Source organism: Streptomyces sp. NPDC001480 (assembly GCF_042894725.1).
Lineage (GTDB): Bacteria > Actinomycetota > Actinomycetes > Streptomycetales > Streptomycetaceae > Streptomyces.
In genome coordinates, this window is record NZ_JBIAVX010000012.1 from 69,701 (window position 1) to 87,651 (window position 17,951).

Consider the following 17,951-nt stretch of genomic DNA (forward strand, 5'->3'; position numbering starts at 1 on the left):
GCCGCGTGCGCCCGGTCTGCGGCGGGTCGAGAATGGGAGCCATGGGGCGTCGGCCGGACCGTGCGGTGATCGTACGACGGTCGATCCAGGTCAGCTGCGCGGCGGGCACCGGCTTCCTCGTGCTCCTCTACGGCCTCGGACAGCCCGTCGCGGCGCTCTACGCACTCTTCGCGCCCATCGCGCTCGGCGTGCTGTCCGCCATCCCCGGCACCGGCCGCGAGCAGGCGTCGGTCACGCTGCGGACCCTGCCGTTCGGGGCGCTCCTGGTCGCCCTGGGCACGGCGCTCGCGGCGAGCACCGCGGCGGCCGTGGCCGGCATGCTCGTCACCGGCTTCCTGCTGAGCTTCGCCGCGGTGGCCGGCCCCCGCCCGGCTGGAGCCGCGCCCGCACTCCAGCTCTTCTACATCCTGGCGTGTTTCCCGCCCTACGCCCCCGAGACCCTGGGCGCCCGGCTGACCGGGCTGGCCGTGGGCGTCGTGCTCATCGCGCTCTGCCAGACCCTCCTCCTGCCCGGACCGCCCGCGGAGAGCTACCGGTGGCGTCTTTCCGGCGTACTGGAGACGGCGGCGCGGGCGGCGGCGGAACCGGCGCACGCCTCGCTCACCCACCTGCGTGACCGCGGCGAGGCGCTGCGGCCGTCGCACATCGCGCCCGGTGAACGCCCGGCGGGCGCGGGCCGCCGGGACCGGGCGCTGTCGCACGCCGGTGCCGCCACCCGCCGGATGCTGGACCACCTCGCGTCCCTGGCCGCGGTGTCCGCGCCGCCCGGGACGCCTCCCGTGCCGGACCCGTCGGCGGCGGCACTCCTCGACCGGGTCGCCTCCATGTGCGCCGCCACGAGCACGGCCCTGCGTACGGGCGGGCGGCCACCGCCGGCCGGGCCGCTGGAGGAGGCCATACGCCGGTTCCAGGCCGACCGGGACCGCCGTGCCGGCGATCCGGCGGACCCGGGCCCCGACACGGGTGTCCAGCGGCGGCAGGCGATCGTGCTGGCCCTGGCCGAGACCACCTGGATCGCGGTGACCGCGGTGGGCATCGCCGCCGAGCGCCGTCCGAGGGGGCATCCGCCGCACGAGTTCTTCTGGTACGCGGACCGGTCCACGGCCCGGCTGTGGGCGCACCGGTTCGCCGGCAACATGACGCCCCGCTCGGTGTGGTTCCAGAACGCCGTGCGGGTCGCCTGCGGTCTCGCGGCGGCCCGGCTCGTCGCCGGAAGCCTCGACCTCACCCACGGGTTCTGGGTCCTCCTGGCGGTCCTCACCCTGGGGCGCACCACGGCCGGTGCCACCTGGCAGGCCGTGCACCAGGCCGTGATCGGCACCCTGGCCGGGGCGGTCGTGGCCGGCGCGCTGCTCCTGGCGGTCGGTCGGCACCAGGACGCCTGTGCCGCCCTGCTCGTGCCCGGCATGCTCATCGCCTTCACGCTGGGACCCCTGCTCGGCACCGCCTACGCGCAGGGACTGTTCACGCTGGTGGTCTCCCTCGTCTTCGCCCAGATCGCCCCCACCACCTGGCGGCTGTCCGAAGCCCGCCTGGTCGATGTCGTCACCGGCAGCGCCATCGGCCTGCTGTGCGGACTGCTGGCCTGGCCGGCGGGCGCCCGCCGGGAGGTCCACCGGACCATGGCGAGCCTGCTGCGCTCGTGCGGCGCGCTGATCCCCGTCACGGTCGACACCCTGCTGCCCGCACCGGACCGGCGCCCCTCCCCGCCCCGGACCTGGCCGGTCCAGCAACACCTGCGCCTGGCGGAGTCCGCCTACGCGCAGTTCTGCGGCGAGCCGCCCGCGAACCGGGAGGGCGTGCGCGCCGACTGGCACGCGGTCCTCGTCGTGGCCTACACGACCGTACTGGGGGCACAACGGCTGCCGCGCTTCGAGGAGCCGCTGGGCGAGGTGCCGGGGACCGCGTGCGCCTGGACCCGCCGGACGGCCGCGGAGCTCGCGGCGGACGCCGACCGGATCGCCGCACTCCTCGGCCGGGCCCGGTGCACCGCTGCCGGCCGCGCACCGCTCGCCCCGCCACCGCCGCACCGTCCGGCCCTGCCCACGGTCGTCGATCTCGAAGTGTGGCTGACGGGCATCGACAGCCAGTTCACCGGTATCGAGCGCTCACTGTCGACGCCCCGGACGTCGTTTGGGTAGCGCCGAGCAGGTACCCGCCGAGCAGCACGCTCCACACCGGGAACGCCAGTTCCAGCCAGGCCACGGTTCCGGCACCCACGATCAGTACCAGCCCCACCAGCCAGCCCAGCCACACCAGGGCGCGCGGCAGCACGTGCAGCCGTCGGGCGATGGTGGAGGTGCAGAACGCGAACACCGCCGCCATGCGCATCGAGTACTCGGTCAGGAGGGAGTAGACGATGCTGTGGCCGAAGTCCCACAGCTTCCCGCCCGCCTCGCCGGCCGTGGCCAGCATCCCGCCGGCCGCCGCGGCCGCGCCCAGCAGCACCGCCGTGAACACCAGCCCGCTGCCGATGAAGACCGTGGCGAAGAACCTGTCCTCGCGCTCCCCGATCCGGTCCCGCACCGCGGCGAGGAACCACAGGAAGGCGATCCCCGCGAACGGCACCAGGTCCAGGGCGACCTGGACGGTGGCGCGCCGCGACGAGTCGGTCAGCCAGGAGCCGGCGGACGTGGGCTGCTCCGGCACCGCGACCCTGACCAGCACGATGGCGGTGCCCAGCAGCAGGCCGAAGAGGATCCCGGCGAGCCCCGCCGCCCGGGGTGTGCTGAGCGCGTCCTTGGAGGGCGGCGGCACCCCGGCCCCCGTCCCCGTCACCGCCGGGCGGAGGGTGTCGTCTCTCCCGGCGGTCCGGCCGCGGCGGGCGCGGTCACGACGTCCACGTCACTCGCCCGGACGTAGGCGAGCCGGTGGCCGAACTGGATCTCGTAGTACTGCTCCTCGCCGTTGATCACCGGGTTGGGTGTCTGCACGAAGGACGATCTGTCGACGTCGGTACCGGTGACGGTGGACTGTGTCACGTACCGCTGGCCCGCGAGGAGGCTGTACGGAAGCGGCGACTCGGTCTGCTCCGGGAACCCGTCCGGGTAGGCGTCCTCCTCAGGGAGGGCGCGCCCGAACACCGGGATCTCGCTCAGCCCCTCCTTCGGTGTCACCATCCGGCCGCTCGCTCCGACGGCCGTCGGGTGTTTCTTCGGGTTGTCGAACCACGCCTTGCGGCCCAGGTACCAGATCGCCGTCCAGTCGCCCCTGCGGTCGGCGACCGCGTAGGTCTGGCCGGTGGAGACCCGCGACCCCAGGTCGCTGACGTCCTCCGTGGAGTCCTCGCCGTCCGGGCGGCGGCCGGGGTCCTGGATCAGCGGGGCGTTCTCACTCGGCTCGGTGTGCAGGCGGACGGCGCTCGAACCGTGTGGTCCGCACGGCACACCGCTGCCCTTGCATCCCGTGTAGCGCGGATTGTTGGTGGCGTAGTCCGGCAGCACCATCACCATGGGGCTGTCCGGCCCGGCCGTGGCCCGCAGGGGGGCGCCGAGGAGGTCGAAGTAGTGCCGCCAGTCCCAGTAGGGGCCGGGGTCCTCGTGCATGTCGGGGATGGACGAAGCGGTCGGCGACGGTACGTTGTCGTGGCCGAAGATGTGCTGCCGGTCGAGCGGGATGCCGTACTTCTTCGCCAGGTAACGCACCAGGCGGGCCGAGGCCCGGTACATCTTCTCCGAGTACCAGGCGTCGGGCTGCGTGAGGAACCCCTCGTGCTCGATGCCGATCGAGTGGGCGTTCACGAACTGGCTGCCGGAGTGCCAGGCCGAGTCCTTGGTCCTGACGTGCTGGGTGACGTGGCCGTCGCTGGAGCGGATCGAGTAGTGCCACGACGCCTCGGTCGGATCCTGCACCGTCTGGAACATGGACTTCAGCGACGCCTCGGTGTCGTGGATGACGATGTACTCGATCTTCTCGTCCCAGGGCCGGTCGGCCAGGTCGTGGTTTCCGTAGGCGTCGTCGGTCTGCTCGTAGGGCGCGCTGAGCCAGGAGCAGGCCAGCTCCGGCGGGCACTCGACCTCCTTCGGCCGCTTGTCCGCCGGGCGGGAGGCGTGCGGCCGCACCTTGGGGTCGGCGGGGAGCGTGACGTTCTGCGCCGCGTCGGTGATGCGGTGGGCCCCCTTGCTGATCACCCCGAACACGTCGTTGGCGTAGGTCGCCGCCGCGTCGGTGTCGCTGCTGCCGGAGAAGCGTGCCACCGCGTCCCACCAGTCCGTCGGGTTGTCGCTGAGCGGCTTGCCGAGCTGTCGCTGGGTCGCCGCCAGGAGGGCGGCCCCGCCGCGCACATTGGCGGTCGTGTCCGTGCGCAGCCGCTTCGCCGGCACCCCGATCAGGTCGGCGGCCCGGCGCAGTTCGGCCGGCGGCTGGGCGCGGCCCGCGTCGGGCGGCTGCGCGGGCGGCCCCGCCTCGCCCTGCGGCCGCTGCCCCGCGGCCCGCCCCGCGTCGGCGTCCACCAGGTGCATCGGCCCGTAGCCGCCGCTCACGCTCGGGACACCCGGATGGGAGTCCCAGCGCGACTGGAGGTAGGACACGCCCATCAGCACGCTGCGTGGCACGTGGAACTCGTCCGCGGCGGCCGTGAAGTCGTTCTGAAGATGCTGGTCGGCCGCTTCCTCGGAATCGGTCGGTGGGAAGGCCAGGACCGGGATCAGGAGCGCTGCCGACGCTGCCACACAGGCCGTCAGACGGTGCTCGCGTACGGCGATGAGGACACGGGGGGCGACGCGTCTTCTCATGCAGGTGTCTCCAACGGGCTCGTCGCGACAGGACAAGCGCAAGCAGGACAAGGAAAGTTGCCCTTCACGCCACCCCTCGTACGTTTCCGTGCTCCGCGCACCGCGTCGCGCCGAGCGTCGACCACGTGGACCAGCCGCCCGGCACACGCCACTCGGTCGGCGGCAGTACGAGGACCGCGGCGGCCGGCGGCTCAGTCCTCGACCGGGTCGGTCCGCCAGTCGGGGTGCCCGGGCATCGGCGGGGTGTGTTTCCCGTACAGCCACGGCGTCAGAAACGGTTTCAGATCCCGCCCCGCGACCTCGGAGGCGAGCGCGACGAAGTCGGCCGTGCCCGCGGCCCGGCCCCGGTACCTGGTCACCCAGGACCGTTCGATCCGGCCGAAGGTCTCCTCACCGACCTCCTCCCGCAGGGCGTACAGCACCAGCGCCGAGCCGTCGTACCTGATCTGCCGGAACAGGGTCGGCCCGGTGGGTTCGGCGGGTGCCCCGTCGTCGTGCCGCCACTGGTCGTGCCGCTCGTACGCCGCCCGCATCGCGGCCTCCATGCTGTCGCCGCCGTGCGCGTCGGAGTACAGGCGTTCGTAGAACTGGGCGTGCCCCTCGCTCAGCCACAGGTCCGACCACCGCCGGATCGCGACGCTGTCCCCGGTCCAGTGGTGGGTCAGTTCGTGCACGAGGTTGCGTTCGGCGTGGACCCGGTCGCCCAGCAGATCGGCGCTCGGCAGGACGGACAGCGACTGCGTCTCCAGGGCCACCGGCAGGTCGGTGTCACCGACCAGCACCCCGTACCGGCCGAAGGGGTACGGGCCCAGCCGCTGTTCCAGCCAGGCCAGGTGCCCGGGGGTGAGCGAGCGGTAGTCCTCCGTGCCGGCGACCAGGCCGTCGGGGACCACGTCCCGGACGGGCAGCCCGTGCGGGCCGGTGGTGTCGACGACCGTGAACCTCCCGATCGCCATCTGGACCAGCTGGGCCGCGACGGGCTGCTCGGAGTCGTACGTCCACCGGGTGCGTCCGTCGGGCCGCCGGACGCGTTCGACGAGCCGGCCGTTCGCGACGGCGCTGATGCCCGGGGGAGTGGTGATGCGGAAGGTGACCGGTGCGCGCAGGCTCGGGTGATCGTCGGCCGGGAAGATCATTTTCGCGCCGTCGGGCTGCGGGCACAGCACGGTGCCGTCGGGCGTGGGCACCCAGCCGTAGTCCGCGATCGCGTCGCGGCGGTGGCGTTGCAGCGTCGGGTCGGCGGTGTAGGCGACCCGCACGGTGAAGCCGGCGCCCCGGGGGATCGGCTTCGCGGGGGTGACGACGAGTTCGTCGCCCTCGCGCACGGCGGCCGCCGGCACGCCGTCGACGGTGACCGTGCGCAGGGTGTTGCCGGCGAAGTCGAGGTCGAAGCGGGACAGGGCCTGCGTGGCGGTGGCGCTGATGGTGGTGGCGGCGTCGAAGGGGGTCCGCGGCGCCCGCCAGTCGAAGCCGAGCACATAGCGCCGGACCGTGTAGCCCCCGTTGCCGTCGAGCGGCAGCAGCGGGTCGCCGATGCCGGGGGCGCCGGGGGAGGGGGCCGAGCCGGAGGAGGCGGCGGAGGGGCCGGGGGCGGGGGAGTGGTGGCCCCCGTGCGGGAGGGTGCCGACGAGGACGCCGGCACCGGCGATGCCGACGGCGCCGGCGACGGCCAGGGTGAGAACCCGGCGCTTGGTGAGGGACGCGCCGGCGATGGCGATCTGCATAGCCGCACTATCGGCCGCGGTGTCGTCGGCGCCCGCGATTCATGAGACGCGCCGCGCCAGTTCTCACACATATGGTCATAAAACGTGTCTTATTCATTCATGCAGACACACACACGGCGCACAGTGCTCGGTGCCTCGATCGTGGCCGTCGGCTCGGGGATCCTGACCGCATGCTCCGGGTCCGCACCCCGCTCGGAGCCCGGCTCCCACCCGGCGGGCAGCTCGTACGCCCGCCCGGCTCCCCGCCCGGCGCCGGGCTCCCGTCCCGGGACCGGGACGGCCGGCAACCACGGCGAGGTTTTCGTCCCCAGGGGTCCCGCGGGGTACGTGAACCCGTCCGATCCCGAGGTCCTCGAGGCCGAACGGGAACGTGGCCAGGGACCGGTGCGCAGGTTCCGGCTCACCGCTGGTGAAACGTTCCTGGACCTGGGCGGGCTGATGGTGAGGTCGTGGGCGTACAACGACCGGCTGCCCGGCCGGGAGGTACGGATCCACGCGGGCGACATCCTCGACCTCACCCTCGCCAACCGGCTGCCCCGGTCGACCACGCTGCACTCGCACGGGGTGCGGATGCGCTGCGACATGGACGGCGTACCGGGCCTGACCCAGCGCTCCATCCGGTCCGGCGAGGACTTCAACTACCGCTTCGCCGTGACCCACCCCGGCACCTACTGGCTCCACTCCCACTCGGGGCTGCAACTGGACCGCGGCCTGTACGCGCCGCTCATCGTCGAGGACCCCAGGGAGCCCTTGTCGTACGACAAGGAGTGGGTGGTCGTCCTGGACGACTGGCTGGACGGCGTGCAGGGCTCCACCCCGGACCGCGTGCTCGCGGAGCTGCGCCACGGCAAGCGTGCGCCGATGGGCATGGACATGGGCGACGACGAGGAGCACGGCGGGGGACACGACGGTTCCGGCCACGAGACGTGGGACGAGGCGGGGGACTGGGACCCCGGCAGGCCCAAGAGCCCCTCCCGCCTGCTCCACGACTCCCACAGCCGTATGCTGCACAGCGACGGCGGCAGCGTCGACTATCCGTTCTACCTGGTCAACGGGCGCCTCGCGCACGATCCCTCGGTCTTCCGGGCCCGCCCCGGGGACCGTATCCGGCTGCGCATCATCAACGCCGGCGCGGAGACGGCCTTCCGGGTCGCCCTGGGCGGCCACGAGATGACGGTGACGCACACGGACGGCTACCCGTGCGAGCACAAGCGGACGGACGCGCTGCTGCTGGGGATGGCCGAACGCTACGACGTGCTGATCACCGCCAAGGACGGGGTGTTCCCGCTGGTCGCGCTGGCGGAGGGCAAGGACGGCAGGGCCATGGCCGTGCTGCGCACCAGCGGCGGGGGCCTGCCGCGGTCCTCCGTGCATCCGGATGAACTGGAGGGCAAGACCGTGCCGGCCAGACGGCTCGTGCCGGACGAGTCCGTCGCCCTGTGCCACCGCGAGCCGGACCGCGAGATGCGCATCAGGCTGACCGGCAACATGAAGGCCTTCAACTGGGGCTTCGACCACCGGCCCTACTCCGTCGAGGAGCGCCGCCCGGTCCGGCAGGGCGAACGGGTCCGGCTCACCCTCATCAACGCCACCGACATGTGGCACCCCGTGCATCTGCACGGCCACACGTTCGCGCTGCGCGGCCTCGACGGTCTCGGGGCCCGCAAGGACACCTCCATCCTGCTGCCGCACCGCAAGATGGTCGTCGACTTCAACGCCGACAACCCGGGCCTGTGGATGCTCCACTGCCACAACCAGTACCACTCCGAGTCCGGAATGATGACCATCCTCGGTTACCGGAAATGACCGGGCCGCCGGCCGCCCCGCGGGCGGCCGGGGCGGCCAGGCGGAGGGCACGTCAGACCGTGGCCGGGAAACGTTCCCAGACGCGGTGGGCGGCCAGGAGGCGGATGACCTCCTGGAGGGCGGAGGGGCCGGCGTCGGCGGTGATGACGCCATCGGCGTCGGTCGGTACGCCGGCCGCCGCCAGGACCGCTTCGCCGCCGCCCCAGACGCCGATGGCCTTCCCGTGCCGGAAGGCCTCGTTCAGCAGCAGGGCGACTCGTGGATCGACGGCCACCTGTTCCAGGACGGCGACGCCGGCCTTGGCGTCGCGGGCGCCGTGGCCGTCGGAGCCCACTCCGGGCGGCCCGGCCACCAGGACCGCGTCGAACTCGACGGAGCGCGCCGTGGCGTAACTGCGCTGCACGGTCAGCTCGTTCGAACCGCGGCCGAGGCTGCCGCCGGCCGGGGCGACGACCAGCGGGACCATGCCGCCCTGGAGGACCGCCTCACGCACGGCGCCCACGCCCTCCAGGTCGCCGTCCGGCCCGGCGACGATGCCGATGACGCGTCCGTCGGCGGGCCAGGTGCGGCCGACCTGGGACAGGGCCGGGCTGGGCTCGACGTCGGCCAGGGGGACGGTGGCCGCGGGCGCCGGCAGGCCGAGGCCCGCGGCGACGGCCGCGCACAGCTCCGGATCGATGTTGGCCAGGACCTGCAACGCCCGCTCCTTGATGGCCTGTTCGTAGCACTTGCCGAGTTCGAAGGTATAGGCGCCGATGATGTGCTCGCGTTCGACGGGGCTCATGCTGAGCCAGAACCGTCGGGGCTGGCTGAAGTGGTCCGCGAACGACTCGGGTGCCTCCCGGGTCTTCGTCGCCTCCGGCACGCGTACCGGACTCTCGACAAACGCGCTCAGGTCCGCTCCGGCGGTGAACGGGCAGCCGCCGTCCAGGGAGTTGGGCCGGTAGGGAGCGGCACCGCGGTGGACGGCGGTCTGGTGCATGCCGTCGCGCAGCATGTCGTTGACCTCGGCGTGCGGGCGGTTGATGGGCAGCTGGGAGAAGTTGGGACCGCCGAGCCGGGTGATCTGGGTGTCCAGGTAGGAGAAGAGCCGCCCGGCGAGCAGCGGGTCGTCGGTGATGTCGATGCCGGGGACGAGGTGACCGACGTGGAAGGCGACCTGTTCGGTCTCCGCGAAGAAGTTCGACGGGTTGCGGTTGAGGGTGAGCAGCCCGACGGGCTGCACGGGGGCGAGTTCCTCCGGCACGATGTTGGTCGGGTCCAGCAGGTCGATGCCCTCGAAGGTCTGCTCGGGGGTGTCGGGGAAGGTCTGGATGCCCAGTTCCCATTCGGGGAAGGCGCCGGCCTCGATGGCGTCGGCGAGGTCCCGGCGGTGGAAGTCCGGATCGACGCCGCCCACGATCTGCGCCTCCTCCCACACCAGGGAGTGCACACCCAGTCTGGGCTTCCAGTGGAACTTGACCAGTGTGGTGGCGCCCTCGGCGTCCACCAGGCGGAAGGTGTGGACGCCGAACCCCTCCATCGTGCGGAACGACCGCGGGATGCCCCGGTCGGACATGTTCCACAGCGTGTGGTGGGTGGCCTCGGTGTGCAGGGTGACGAAGTCCCAGAACGTGTCATGGGCACTCTGGGCCTGCGGGATCTCCCGGTCCGGGTGCGGCTTGCCCGCGTGGATGACATCGGGGAACTTGATGGCGTCCTGGATGAAGAACACCGGAATGTTGTTGCCGACCAGGTCGAACACGCCCTCGCTGGTGTAGAACTTCGTGGCGAAGCCACGGGTGTCGCGCACGGTGTCGGCCGACCCGCGTGAGCCCAGCACCGTGGAGAAGCGCACGAAGACCGGCGTCTCCACGTCCTTGGCCAGGAACGCGGCCCTGCTCACCGAGGCCGCCGTGCCGTAGCTGCGGAAGACGCCGTGCGCGCCCGCGCCGCGGGCGTGGACCACGCGCTCCGGGATGCGCTCGTGGTCGAAGTGCATGACCTTCTCGCGCAGGTGGTGGTCCTGAAGGAGCACGGGGCCGCGCGGACCGGCCTTGAGCGAGTGGTCGGTGTCGTACAGCCGCGTGCCCTGGGCCGTGGTGAGGTGACGTCCTCCCTGGGCGAGCCGCTCCTGGTCGGTGTCCGTCGGCTGTCCCGTCGGGGAGAACGTGTCCGGCCCGCTCTGGTCCGGCTTGGGCGGCAGCGGGTCCCGGGGTTCCGTCGGCTCCGCGACCGACGGCGACTCGGGACCCGGCTTCCCCGGAATGCCCCCCGCCGGGCCCGCGCCGTCGCTCCGCAGCGTCTCGGTGACCTTGTCCGCCGCCCGCTTGATGGGGTTGCTCTCGCTCATCAGTGCCGTTCCTTCTCGTGGTCGTGGGACTGGAGCCATGGAGCCCGCAGAGAGAACAAGTAACCCCAAAAGCCCATTGCTCACGCCAACCTGGCACGGTGAGGGACCGCGTGCACCACGGTGGGCACCGGCGGGGTGACCACGCCGGACTCGGGCCCGTGCGCCGCCATCGACGGGGAGGACCGCGCCGGTCACGAACGAGGCGCGGTCGCCGGGCAGCCAGGCGGTGGCCTGGGCGATCTCCTCGGGGCCGGCCGAGCGGCGCAGCGGGGTCGCGGCCTTGAGCCGCTCCACGAGACCGGCGCGTTCCCGCGCAGCAGGCGGGAGCGGATCACCCCCGCCGACGTGGGGCTGCCCGCCGGGCCGCGCCGCCGTACTCCGGGCTGCGCCGGGAGGAGCCGGCGCAGCCGCCCTTCATCTCTGGACGTGCGGCTCCCTGGGCCCGGTGTTGCAATGGCTGGAGGGACCGTCCGCCTCCGAGGAGTGGCCATGACCGATGACCTCGAGGAAATGGGACCCGTCGACTATCTGATCGTCGAGTTCCCTGGCAGCCGCTTGACGGGGGAGGGCCTCCCCCTGCTCGTCGATCTGGTCGAACGCAACATCATCCGCATCATCGACCTCGTCTTCGTCCGCAAGGACACCGACGGGTCGGTCACCGCGATGGAACTCCAGGAGATCGGGGACGAGATCGATCTCACGGTGTTCGAGGGAGCCTCCTCCGGGGTGCTGGACCAGAGCGACCTGGACGACGCGGGTGCCGCGCTGGAGCCCGGCAACTCCGCCGCGGTCCTCGTGTACGAGAACGTGTGGGCCGCGCCGCTGGCCCGTGCTCTCCGGCGCGAAGGAGCCCAGTTGGTGGCGAGCGGCCGCATCCCCGTGCAGGCGCTGCTGGCGTCGCTGGACGCGACCGAACCGACGACCCCCCCGAGCGGGCCTGTGGCCGCCTGATGGGAGATGAGTGAGCATGCCAGGACTTCTTCGCGGGGTCGCCCGCACGGCGGTGGTCGCGGGTACGGCCACCGCGGTGTCCAACCGCGTCTCCCGGCGGCAGGCGGGCCGGTGGGCCCAGCAGGACTACGAGTGGCAGGCCGCGGCCCAGCAGGCCGCGGCGCCGCCGCCCGCCGCCCCGCCGCCCGCCGTGTCGCAACCGGTCACCGACGACATGACCGACAAGATCGACCAGCTGAAGCAGCTGGCCGACCTGAAGGCCCAAGGGGTGCTCACCGAGGAGGAGTTCGAGGCCCAGAAGCGCCGGGTGCTCGGCTGACCCGCCGTGATGCACAGTGACCGGCGGACGATGTCCGAGGCTGACTTCCGGTCCCTGTACCGCCGGCTGCGCGATCAGGCACGGCACGAAGCGGATCCGCAGCGCGGCGCGCTGGGCCACCTCACCCCCGAGCGGGTGCTGGCCGCCGCCGGCGAGGTCCGCCGCGGCCGCACCGTGTCGCTCGCCGCCCCCATCGAGACCACGCCGGGCCCGGACAACCCCGAGCCCGCCCGGCATACGATGACCGCGTCGGCGCAGCGGGCGGACGACGACGAGCGAGGGCTGCGGTTCGCCCGCGACCGGTTCGCCATGAACGTGCACGGCGACGCCGACAGTCACCTCGACGCGCTGTGCCACGTGATGTTCGACGGCGAACTGTACGGCGGTGTCCCGGCGAGCAGCGTGACACCGGACGGCGCCGGCGCGCTCACGCTGGACCTGGTGCGGGACGGCATCGTCGGCCGCGGGGTCCTCCTGGACATCCCGCGTCTGCGGGGCGTGCCGTGGCTCGACCCCGGCGACCAGGTGACCGCCGGCGATCTCAGTGCGGCCGAAGCGGCCCAGGAGGTCACGGCAGGCCCGGGAGACCTGCTGTTCGTGCGGGTCGGGCACCGCCGTCGCCGCCGCAGCCTCGGTGCCTGGGACACGGCTCGGGCACGGGCGGGCCTGCACCCGACGGCGGTGACCGTGGTGGCCGAGCGGCGCGTGGCCGCGCTGGGCTCGGACGGAAACAACGACACCGCCCCCAGCACGGTGGCGGGAGTCCCGTTCCCGGTGCACGTACTGGCCGTGAACGCCCTGGGGGTGCACCTCATGGACTGGCTCGACCTCGAGGAGCTGGCAGCGGCGTGCGCACAGCTGGGCCGCTGGCACTTCCTGTGCGTGGTCGCCCCCCTGCGGTTGCCGGCGGCCACCGGCTGCCCGGTCAACCCGATCGCCGTCCTGTGACCGCGTCGGGGCACCGTCCGCTCCACGTGCCGCATCGCCTCCGGGCCGATACGTTCGAAATGGGTCAAATGACGACGCGAGGACGGTGGTCGCCATGGGCGACTCCCCCCATTACGACATCATCATCATCGGCACCGGAGCCGGCGGCGGGACGCTCGCCCACCGGCTCGCTCCCTCGGGCAAACGGGTGCTCGTCCTCGAACGCGGTGACTACCTGCGGCGCGAACGCGACAACTGGGAGTCCACGGCCGTGTTCGTCAAGGGCAAGTACCGGGCCGACGAGTTCTGGCTGGACAAGCACGGCAAGGAGTTCCCGCCCGAGGTCAACTACTACGTCGGCGGAAACACGAAGTTCTACGGGGCGGCGCTGTTCCGGCTGCGGCCGGAGGACTTCGGAGAACTGCGCCACCACGACGGCGTCTCTCCCGCCTGGCCGATCCGCTACGAGGACCTGGAGCCGTACTACACCCAGGCCGAGCACCTGTACCTGGTGCACGGCCGGCACGGCGAGGACCCCTGGGAAGGGCCGTGCAGCGCACAGTACGCCTACCCGCCGGTGGAACACGAGCCGCGCATCCAGCAGTTGAGCTACGACCTGGAGAAGCAGGGACTGCACCCCTTCCACCTGCCCATCGGGGTCAACCTCACCCAGGACGAGAACGGGCAGGCCACCCACTCCAGCGCCTGCATCCGCTGCAACCGGGTCGACGGCTTCCCCTGCCTGGTCCGCGCCAAGTCCGACGCCCAGGTGATCTGCGTGGAACCCGCACTGCGGCACGAGAACGTCGACATGGTGACGGGAGCCCATGTGACGAGGCTGGAGACCGACCCGGCGGGCCGCAGCGTCACCACGGTCGTCACCCGGCTCCCCGGCGAGGAGGAGGCCCGGTTCACCGCGGACATCGTGGTGGTGGCCTGCGGGGCGGTCAACTCCGCCGTACTGCTGCTGGCTTCGGCCAGCGACCGGCACCCGCACGGGCTGGCGAACAGCTCGGACGTGGTCGGCCGGCACTACATGCGGCACAACAACCTCGCCCTGATGGCCATTTCGAAGGAGCCCAACGACACGCAGTTCCAGAAGACCCTCGCCCTGCACGACTGGTACCTGGGCGCGGACGACTGGGAGTACCCCCTCGGAGGCATCCAGATGCTCGGCAAGTCGGACGCCGAGCAGATCCACGGCGAGGCCCCGCGCTGGGCCGGTGCGGCCGCACCGGACATGCCCTTCGAGGTTCTGGCCCATCACGCCGTCGACTTCTGGCTGTGCGGGGAGGACCTGCCGCAGCCGGACAACCGGGTGACCCTGGAAGACGACGGCCGTATCCGGCTGACGCTCGACGAGGAGAACAACATCGCCGGTCTGAAGCGCCTGCGGCACAAGCTCCAGCACATGCTCGGCCACCTCGGTATGCATGAGCACCGCCTGCTGTCCCACAGCATCTACCTGCACAAGGGCATGCCGATCGGCGCGACCGCGCACCAGGCGGGCACGGTCCGGTTCGGCACCGATCCGGCGTCCTCCGCCCTGGACGTCAACTGCAAGGCCCACGACGTGGACAACCTGTACGTCGTCGACACGAGCTTCTTCCCGAGCATCGGGGCGGTCAACCCGTCCCTGACGGCCATCGCGAACGCCCTGCGGGTGGGAGACCACATCCTGGAGCGGCTGGGCTGACCGGCGGCCGGCGAGCGGCCCGGCCGGGCGACATCGTCAGCCGGTCGGCGCATCCCGGGGCCTTCCGGGGTGCCGCCGCCCGGCCACGGTGATGGGGTGGCGCCCAGAACCCGGGCCACGCGACGGAGGAGTAGGTCATCGTGAGTTCCACCGAGGACGCACCCCAGGGCGTGATTCCCGCGCACCTGCTCAGGGGCCAGAAGGCGCTGGTCACCGGCGCGAACTCCGGAATCGGCAGGGCGACGGCCATCGCCCTCGGCCGGGCCGGGGCCGATGTGGTCGTCAACTATGTGGCCGGCGCCGAGGAGGCCGAGAAGGTGGTCGACGAGATCACCTCCTTCGGCGTGCGGGCCGCCGCCCACGAGGCCGACGTGTCCAAGGAGGACCAGGTCGTCGCCATGATGGACCGGATGGTCCAGGAGTTCGGAACGATCGACATCCTCGTCGCCAACGCCGGAATGCAGCGCGACTCCTCGTTCACCGAGATGAGCCTCGCCCAGTGGCAGAAGGTCCTGGACGTCAACCTCACCGGGCAGTTCCTCTGCGCCCGGGAGGCGACCAAGGAGTTCCTGCGGCGCGGAGTCGTCCCCGAGGTGTCCCGCGCCGCCGGGAAGATCATCTGCATGAGCTCGGTGCACCAGGTCATCCCATGGGCGGGGCACGTCAACTACGCCGCTTCCAAGGGCGGCGTACAGATGATGATGGAGACCCTCGCCCAGGAACTCGCCCCGAAGAAGATCCGCGTCAACGCCGTCGCCCCCGGAGCCATCAAGACGCCCATCAACCGCAGCGCCTGGGAGACGGCCGAGGCCCAGAAGGACCTCCTGCGGCTGATCCCCTACGACCGCGTCGGCGACCCCGACGACATCGCCAACGCCGTCGTGGGCCTCGCCTCCGACCTCATGGACTACGTCGTGGGCACCACCCTCTTCGTGGACGGCGGGATGACCCTCTTCCCCGGCTTCGCCACCGGCGGCTGACACACGGATGCACACGACGCTCACCTGGCTGGCGGACGTGCCGCCGCAGACGCTCCCGGCCAGATCGCTGATGGCCTTCACCCTCGCCTCGCACATCGTCCTGGTGCCGCTGGGCGTCGCGCTGCCGCTGATCACGCTCATCATGCACGGCTACGGTCTGCGCCGCGGTGATCCGACCGCCCTGCTGCTGGCGCGGCGGTGGTCGGCGGTCATGGCTGTCCAGTTCGCGATCGGCGTCGTCACCGGCACCGTGCTGTCCTTCGAGTTCGGGCTGCTGTGGCCGGGCATGATGGGCAGGTGGGGCGATGTGTTCGGCATCGGGTTCGGGGTCGAGGCGTGGGCCTTCTTCCTGGAGGCCGTGCTCATCGCCGTCTACCTCTACGGCTGGCGCAGGCTCCCCTCCCGCACCCACTTCCTGCTCGGACTGCCGCTGCCGTTCGCCGCCCTGCTCGGCGCCTTCGGGATCCTGGCCGCCAACTCGTGGATGAACACCCCGCGGGGCTTCAGCCTCGACTCCGCGGGCAACCCCGTGGACGTGAACATCCGCAAGGCGATCTTCACGCCGATGTTCGGCCCGGAGTACTGGCACTTCGTCTTCGCGATGTTCGTGACGGCCGGATACGTCACGGCGGGCGTCTACGCCATGGGATGGCTGCGCGGCCGACGCGACCGGTACCACCGGCTCGGTTTCACGATCCCCTTCACGCTCGCCGCCGTGTGCACACCGGTGCAGTTCGTGCTGGGCGACTCCATCGCCCGGCAGGTGTTCCACAAGCAGCCGGTGAAGTTCGCCGCCACGGAGATCGTCTGGAAGACCGACACGCACGTACCGGAGTACCTCTACGGCCGGCTGCACCCGGACGGGACCATCTCCGGCGGCATCAGGATCCCGCAGCTCGACTCCATCCTGGCCGGCTTCCGCCCGGACACCCAGGTCACCGGGCTGACCTCGGTCCCGGCCGGCGACCGGCCGACGCCCACCCAGGCCACCATCGTCCACTGGACCTTCGACACCATGGTCGGGATCGGCTCCCTGCTGGTCCTGCTCGCCCTGTGGTACGCCCTGGTCCGGCTGCGCCGCCGCGGGCTGCCCCGCTCACCGTGGTTCTACCGGTGCGCCGCCGTGGCCGGCGTCGCCTCCGTCGTCGCCGTCGAATGCGGCTGGATCACCACCGAAGTGGGCCGCCAGCCATGGATCGTCTACCAGAACATGCGGGTCGCCGAGGCGGTGACGTCGACGCGTTCCGCCGCCCTGTGGACCATGTTCGGCCTGGTCGTCGTCGTGTACGTCGTCGTCTTCGCGTCCTTCCTGCTGGTGCTGCTGAAGATGCGCGCCCGCTGGCGGCTCGCCGACGAGAAGGACGAGGGCGAACCGCCGGGCCGGACCCCGGAGGCGGACACCCCGTACGGGCCGCGCTCCACCGGGAGCCGGCTGTGATCGCCGGTGTCATCGCCGTCGTGCTGCTGCTCGCGGTCGTCGCCTACGCCTGCGCCGGCGGCACCGACTACGGAGCCGGCTTCTGGGACCTGACCGCGGGCGGGGCGGAACGCGGCAAGCGCCCCCGATGGCTGATCGACCACGCCATGGCTCCGGTGTGGGAGGTCAACAACGTCTGGCTGATCTTCGTACTCGTCATCATGTGGACGGGATTCCCCGTCTTCTTCCAGCGGGTGTTCACCGCGATGTGGCTGCCGCTGGCGCTGGCCGTCGTGGGCATCGTGCTGCGCGGCGCCGGCTTCGCCCTGCGCAAGCCCACCCGGCGGCTTGCCGGACGGCGCCTGTACGGCGCCATGTTCGCCGTCTCCTCGCTGCTGACGCCGTTCTTCCTCGGCGCCGCGGCCGGGGGAGTGGCCTCCGGCCGGGTGACGGCGGGCACCCAGGCGTCTGCGGACGCCTGGTCCAACCCCACATCGGTCCTGTTCGGCCTGCTCGCCGTGGCGACCACGGCCCTGCTCGGCGCGGTCTTCCTCGCCGCGGACGCCCGGCGCTTCGGCACGCCGGACCTGGACACCTACTTCCGGCGGCGGGCGCTGGGTGCGCTGGTCATGGTCACCGCTCTCGCCGTGATCACCCTGGCCGTCACCTCCGGGGACGCGCCGTACGTGTGGCACGGGCTCACGCACGGCGTGGGACTCGTCTTCGTCGTCCTGGCGGCCCTGTGCACGCTCGCCACCGTGTGGCTGCTGACCCGGCCCTCCGGCGCCTGGTCCCGGGTCACCGCCGTCGGCGTGGTCGCCTCGGCCGTCATCGCCTGGGGCATGGCACAGCGCCCGTACCTCATCCCCACCACGCTGACCGTCGCCGACGGAGCGGGCGCCCACACCACACTGCGCTGGCTGGGGCTCGTCATCCTGGTCGCCTTCGCGCTGGTCGTCCCCGCGGTCGCCCTGCTCTACCGGCTGGACACCCACGGCGAGCTGGAGGGCCTCACCGACAGCGACCTGCGCCGCGGCGGCACCGCCGACGAAGGCCGGCGGTGACC

Annotated in this window: 13 protein-coding genes and 1 pseudogene; 10 read left to right on the forward strand and 4 right to left on the reverse strand. The window is 72.1% G+C overall.

Annotation, left to right across the window (positions count from 1 at the left end; genetic code table 11):
- Positions 1-41: 41 nt before the first annotated feature.
- Positions 42-2,141, forward strand: a complete 2,100-nt coding sequence (locus tag ACFY01_RS28725) for an FUSC family protein (RefSeq protein ID WP_390738644.1) — start codon at positions 42-44, stop codon at positions 2,139-2,141.
- Here the strand turns inward: ACFY01_RS28725 and ACFY01_RS28730 are convergent.
- The 3 genes from ACFY01_RS28730 to ACFY01_RS28740 form a co-directional block, all read right to left on the reverse strand.
- Positions 2,092-2,778: a hypothetical protein gene (locus ACFY01_RS28730; protein ID WP_390738645.1), complete on the reverse strand. Its 687-nt coding sequence runs from the start codon at positions 2,776-2,778 to the stop codon at positions 2,092-2,094. The genes ACFY01_RS28725 and ACFY01_RS28730 overlap by 50 nt on opposite strands.
- On the reverse strand, positions 2,775-4,733 hold the full coding sequence (locus ACFY01_RS28735; RefSeq protein ID WP_390738646.1) for an N-acetylmuramoyl-L-alanine amidase: 1,959 nt from the start codon (positions 4,731-4,733) through the stop codon (positions 2,775-2,777). Before ACFY01_RS28735 ends, ACFY01_RS28730 begins: the two co-directional genes overlap by 4 nt.
- Positions 4,734-4,924: 191 nt before the next feature.
- Positions 4,925-6,457: a M1 family metallopeptidase gene (locus ACFY01_RS28740; protein ID WP_390738647.1), complete on the reverse strand. Its 1,533-nt coding sequence runs from the start codon at positions 6,455-6,457 to the stop codon at positions 4,925-4,927.
- Between the two features lie 99 nt (positions 6,458-6,556).
- Between ACFY01_RS28740 and ACFY01_RS28745 the strand changes: the two genes are divergently transcribed.
- Complete coding sequence (locus tag ACFY01_RS28745; RefSeq protein ID WP_390738648.1) at positions 6,557-8,263, forward strand: multicopper oxidase family protein; 1,707 nt, start codon at positions 6,557-6,559, stop codon at positions 8,261-8,263.
- Between the two features lie 52 nt (positions 8,264-8,315).
- On the opposite strand, the gene ACFY01_RS28750 is transcribed toward ACFY01_RS28745, so the two are convergent.
- Positions 8,316-10,595: a catalase gene (locus tag ACFY01_RS28750; RefSeq protein WP_390738903.1), complete on the reverse strand. Its 2,280-nt coding sequence runs from the start codon at positions 10,593-10,595 to the stop codon at positions 8,316-8,318.
- A gap of 231 nt (positions 10,596-10,826) precedes the next feature.
- Between ACFY01_RS28750 and ACFY01_RS28755 the strand changes: the two are divergent.
- From ACFY01_RS28755 to ACFY01_RS28790, 8 genes and pseudogenes are all read left to right on the forward strand, one after another.
- A pseudogene (locus ACFY01_RS28755) lies at positions 10,827-11,017 on the forward strand (hypothetical protein); the annotation flags it as partial.
- 67 nt (positions 11,018-11,084) lie between these two features.
- Positions 11,085-11,546 (forward strand): DUF6325 family protein, encoded by a 462-nt coding sequence (locus ACFY01_RS28760; RefSeq protein ID WP_390738649.1) that lies wholly within the window; start codon positions 11,085-11,087, stop codon positions 11,544-11,546.
- A gap of 16 nt (positions 11,547-11,562) precedes the next feature.
- Entirely contained in the window at positions 11,563-11,865 is a 303-nt protein-coding gene (locus ACFY01_RS28765; protein WP_390738650.1) for an SHOCT domain-containing protein, read from the forward strand.
- Between the two features lie 30 nt (positions 11,866-11,895).
- Entirely contained in the window at positions 11,896-12,813 is a 918-nt protein-coding gene (locus tag ACFY01_RS28770) for a cyclase family protein (protein ID WP_390738651.1), read from the forward strand.
- Positions 12,814-12,907: 94 nt separating this feature from the next.
- Positions 12,908-14,488: a GMC oxidoreductase gene (locus tag ACFY01_RS28775; RefSeq protein WP_390738652.1), complete on the forward strand. Its 1,581-nt coding sequence runs from the start codon at positions 12,908-12,910 to the stop codon at positions 14,486-14,488.
- A 185-nt stretch (positions 14,489-14,673) separates the two neighbouring features.
- A complete protein-coding gene (locus tag ACFY01_RS28780; RefSeq protein WP_390738904.1) occupies positions 14,674-15,468 on the forward strand; it encodes an SDR family oxidoreductase in 795 nt (264 codons plus the stop codon).
- A 7-nt stretch (positions 15,469-15,475) separates the two neighbouring features.
- On the forward strand, positions 15,476-16,906 hold the full coding sequence (locus ACFY01_RS28785) for a cytochrome ubiquinol oxidase subunit I (RefSeq protein ID WP_390738653.1): 1,431 nt from the start codon (positions 15,476-15,478) through the stop codon (positions 16,904-16,906).
- The gene (locus ACFY01_RS28790) at positions 16,903-17,949 is read left to right on the forward strand and encodes a cytochrome d ubiquinol oxidase subunit II (RefSeq protein WP_390738654.1); all 1,047 of its coding nucleotides are present in this window, start codon (positions 16,903-16,905) and stop codon (positions 17,947-17,949) included. Before ACFY01_RS28785 ends, ACFY01_RS28790 begins: the two co-directional genes overlap by 4 nt.
- Positions 17,950-17,951: the final 2 nt, after the last annotated feature.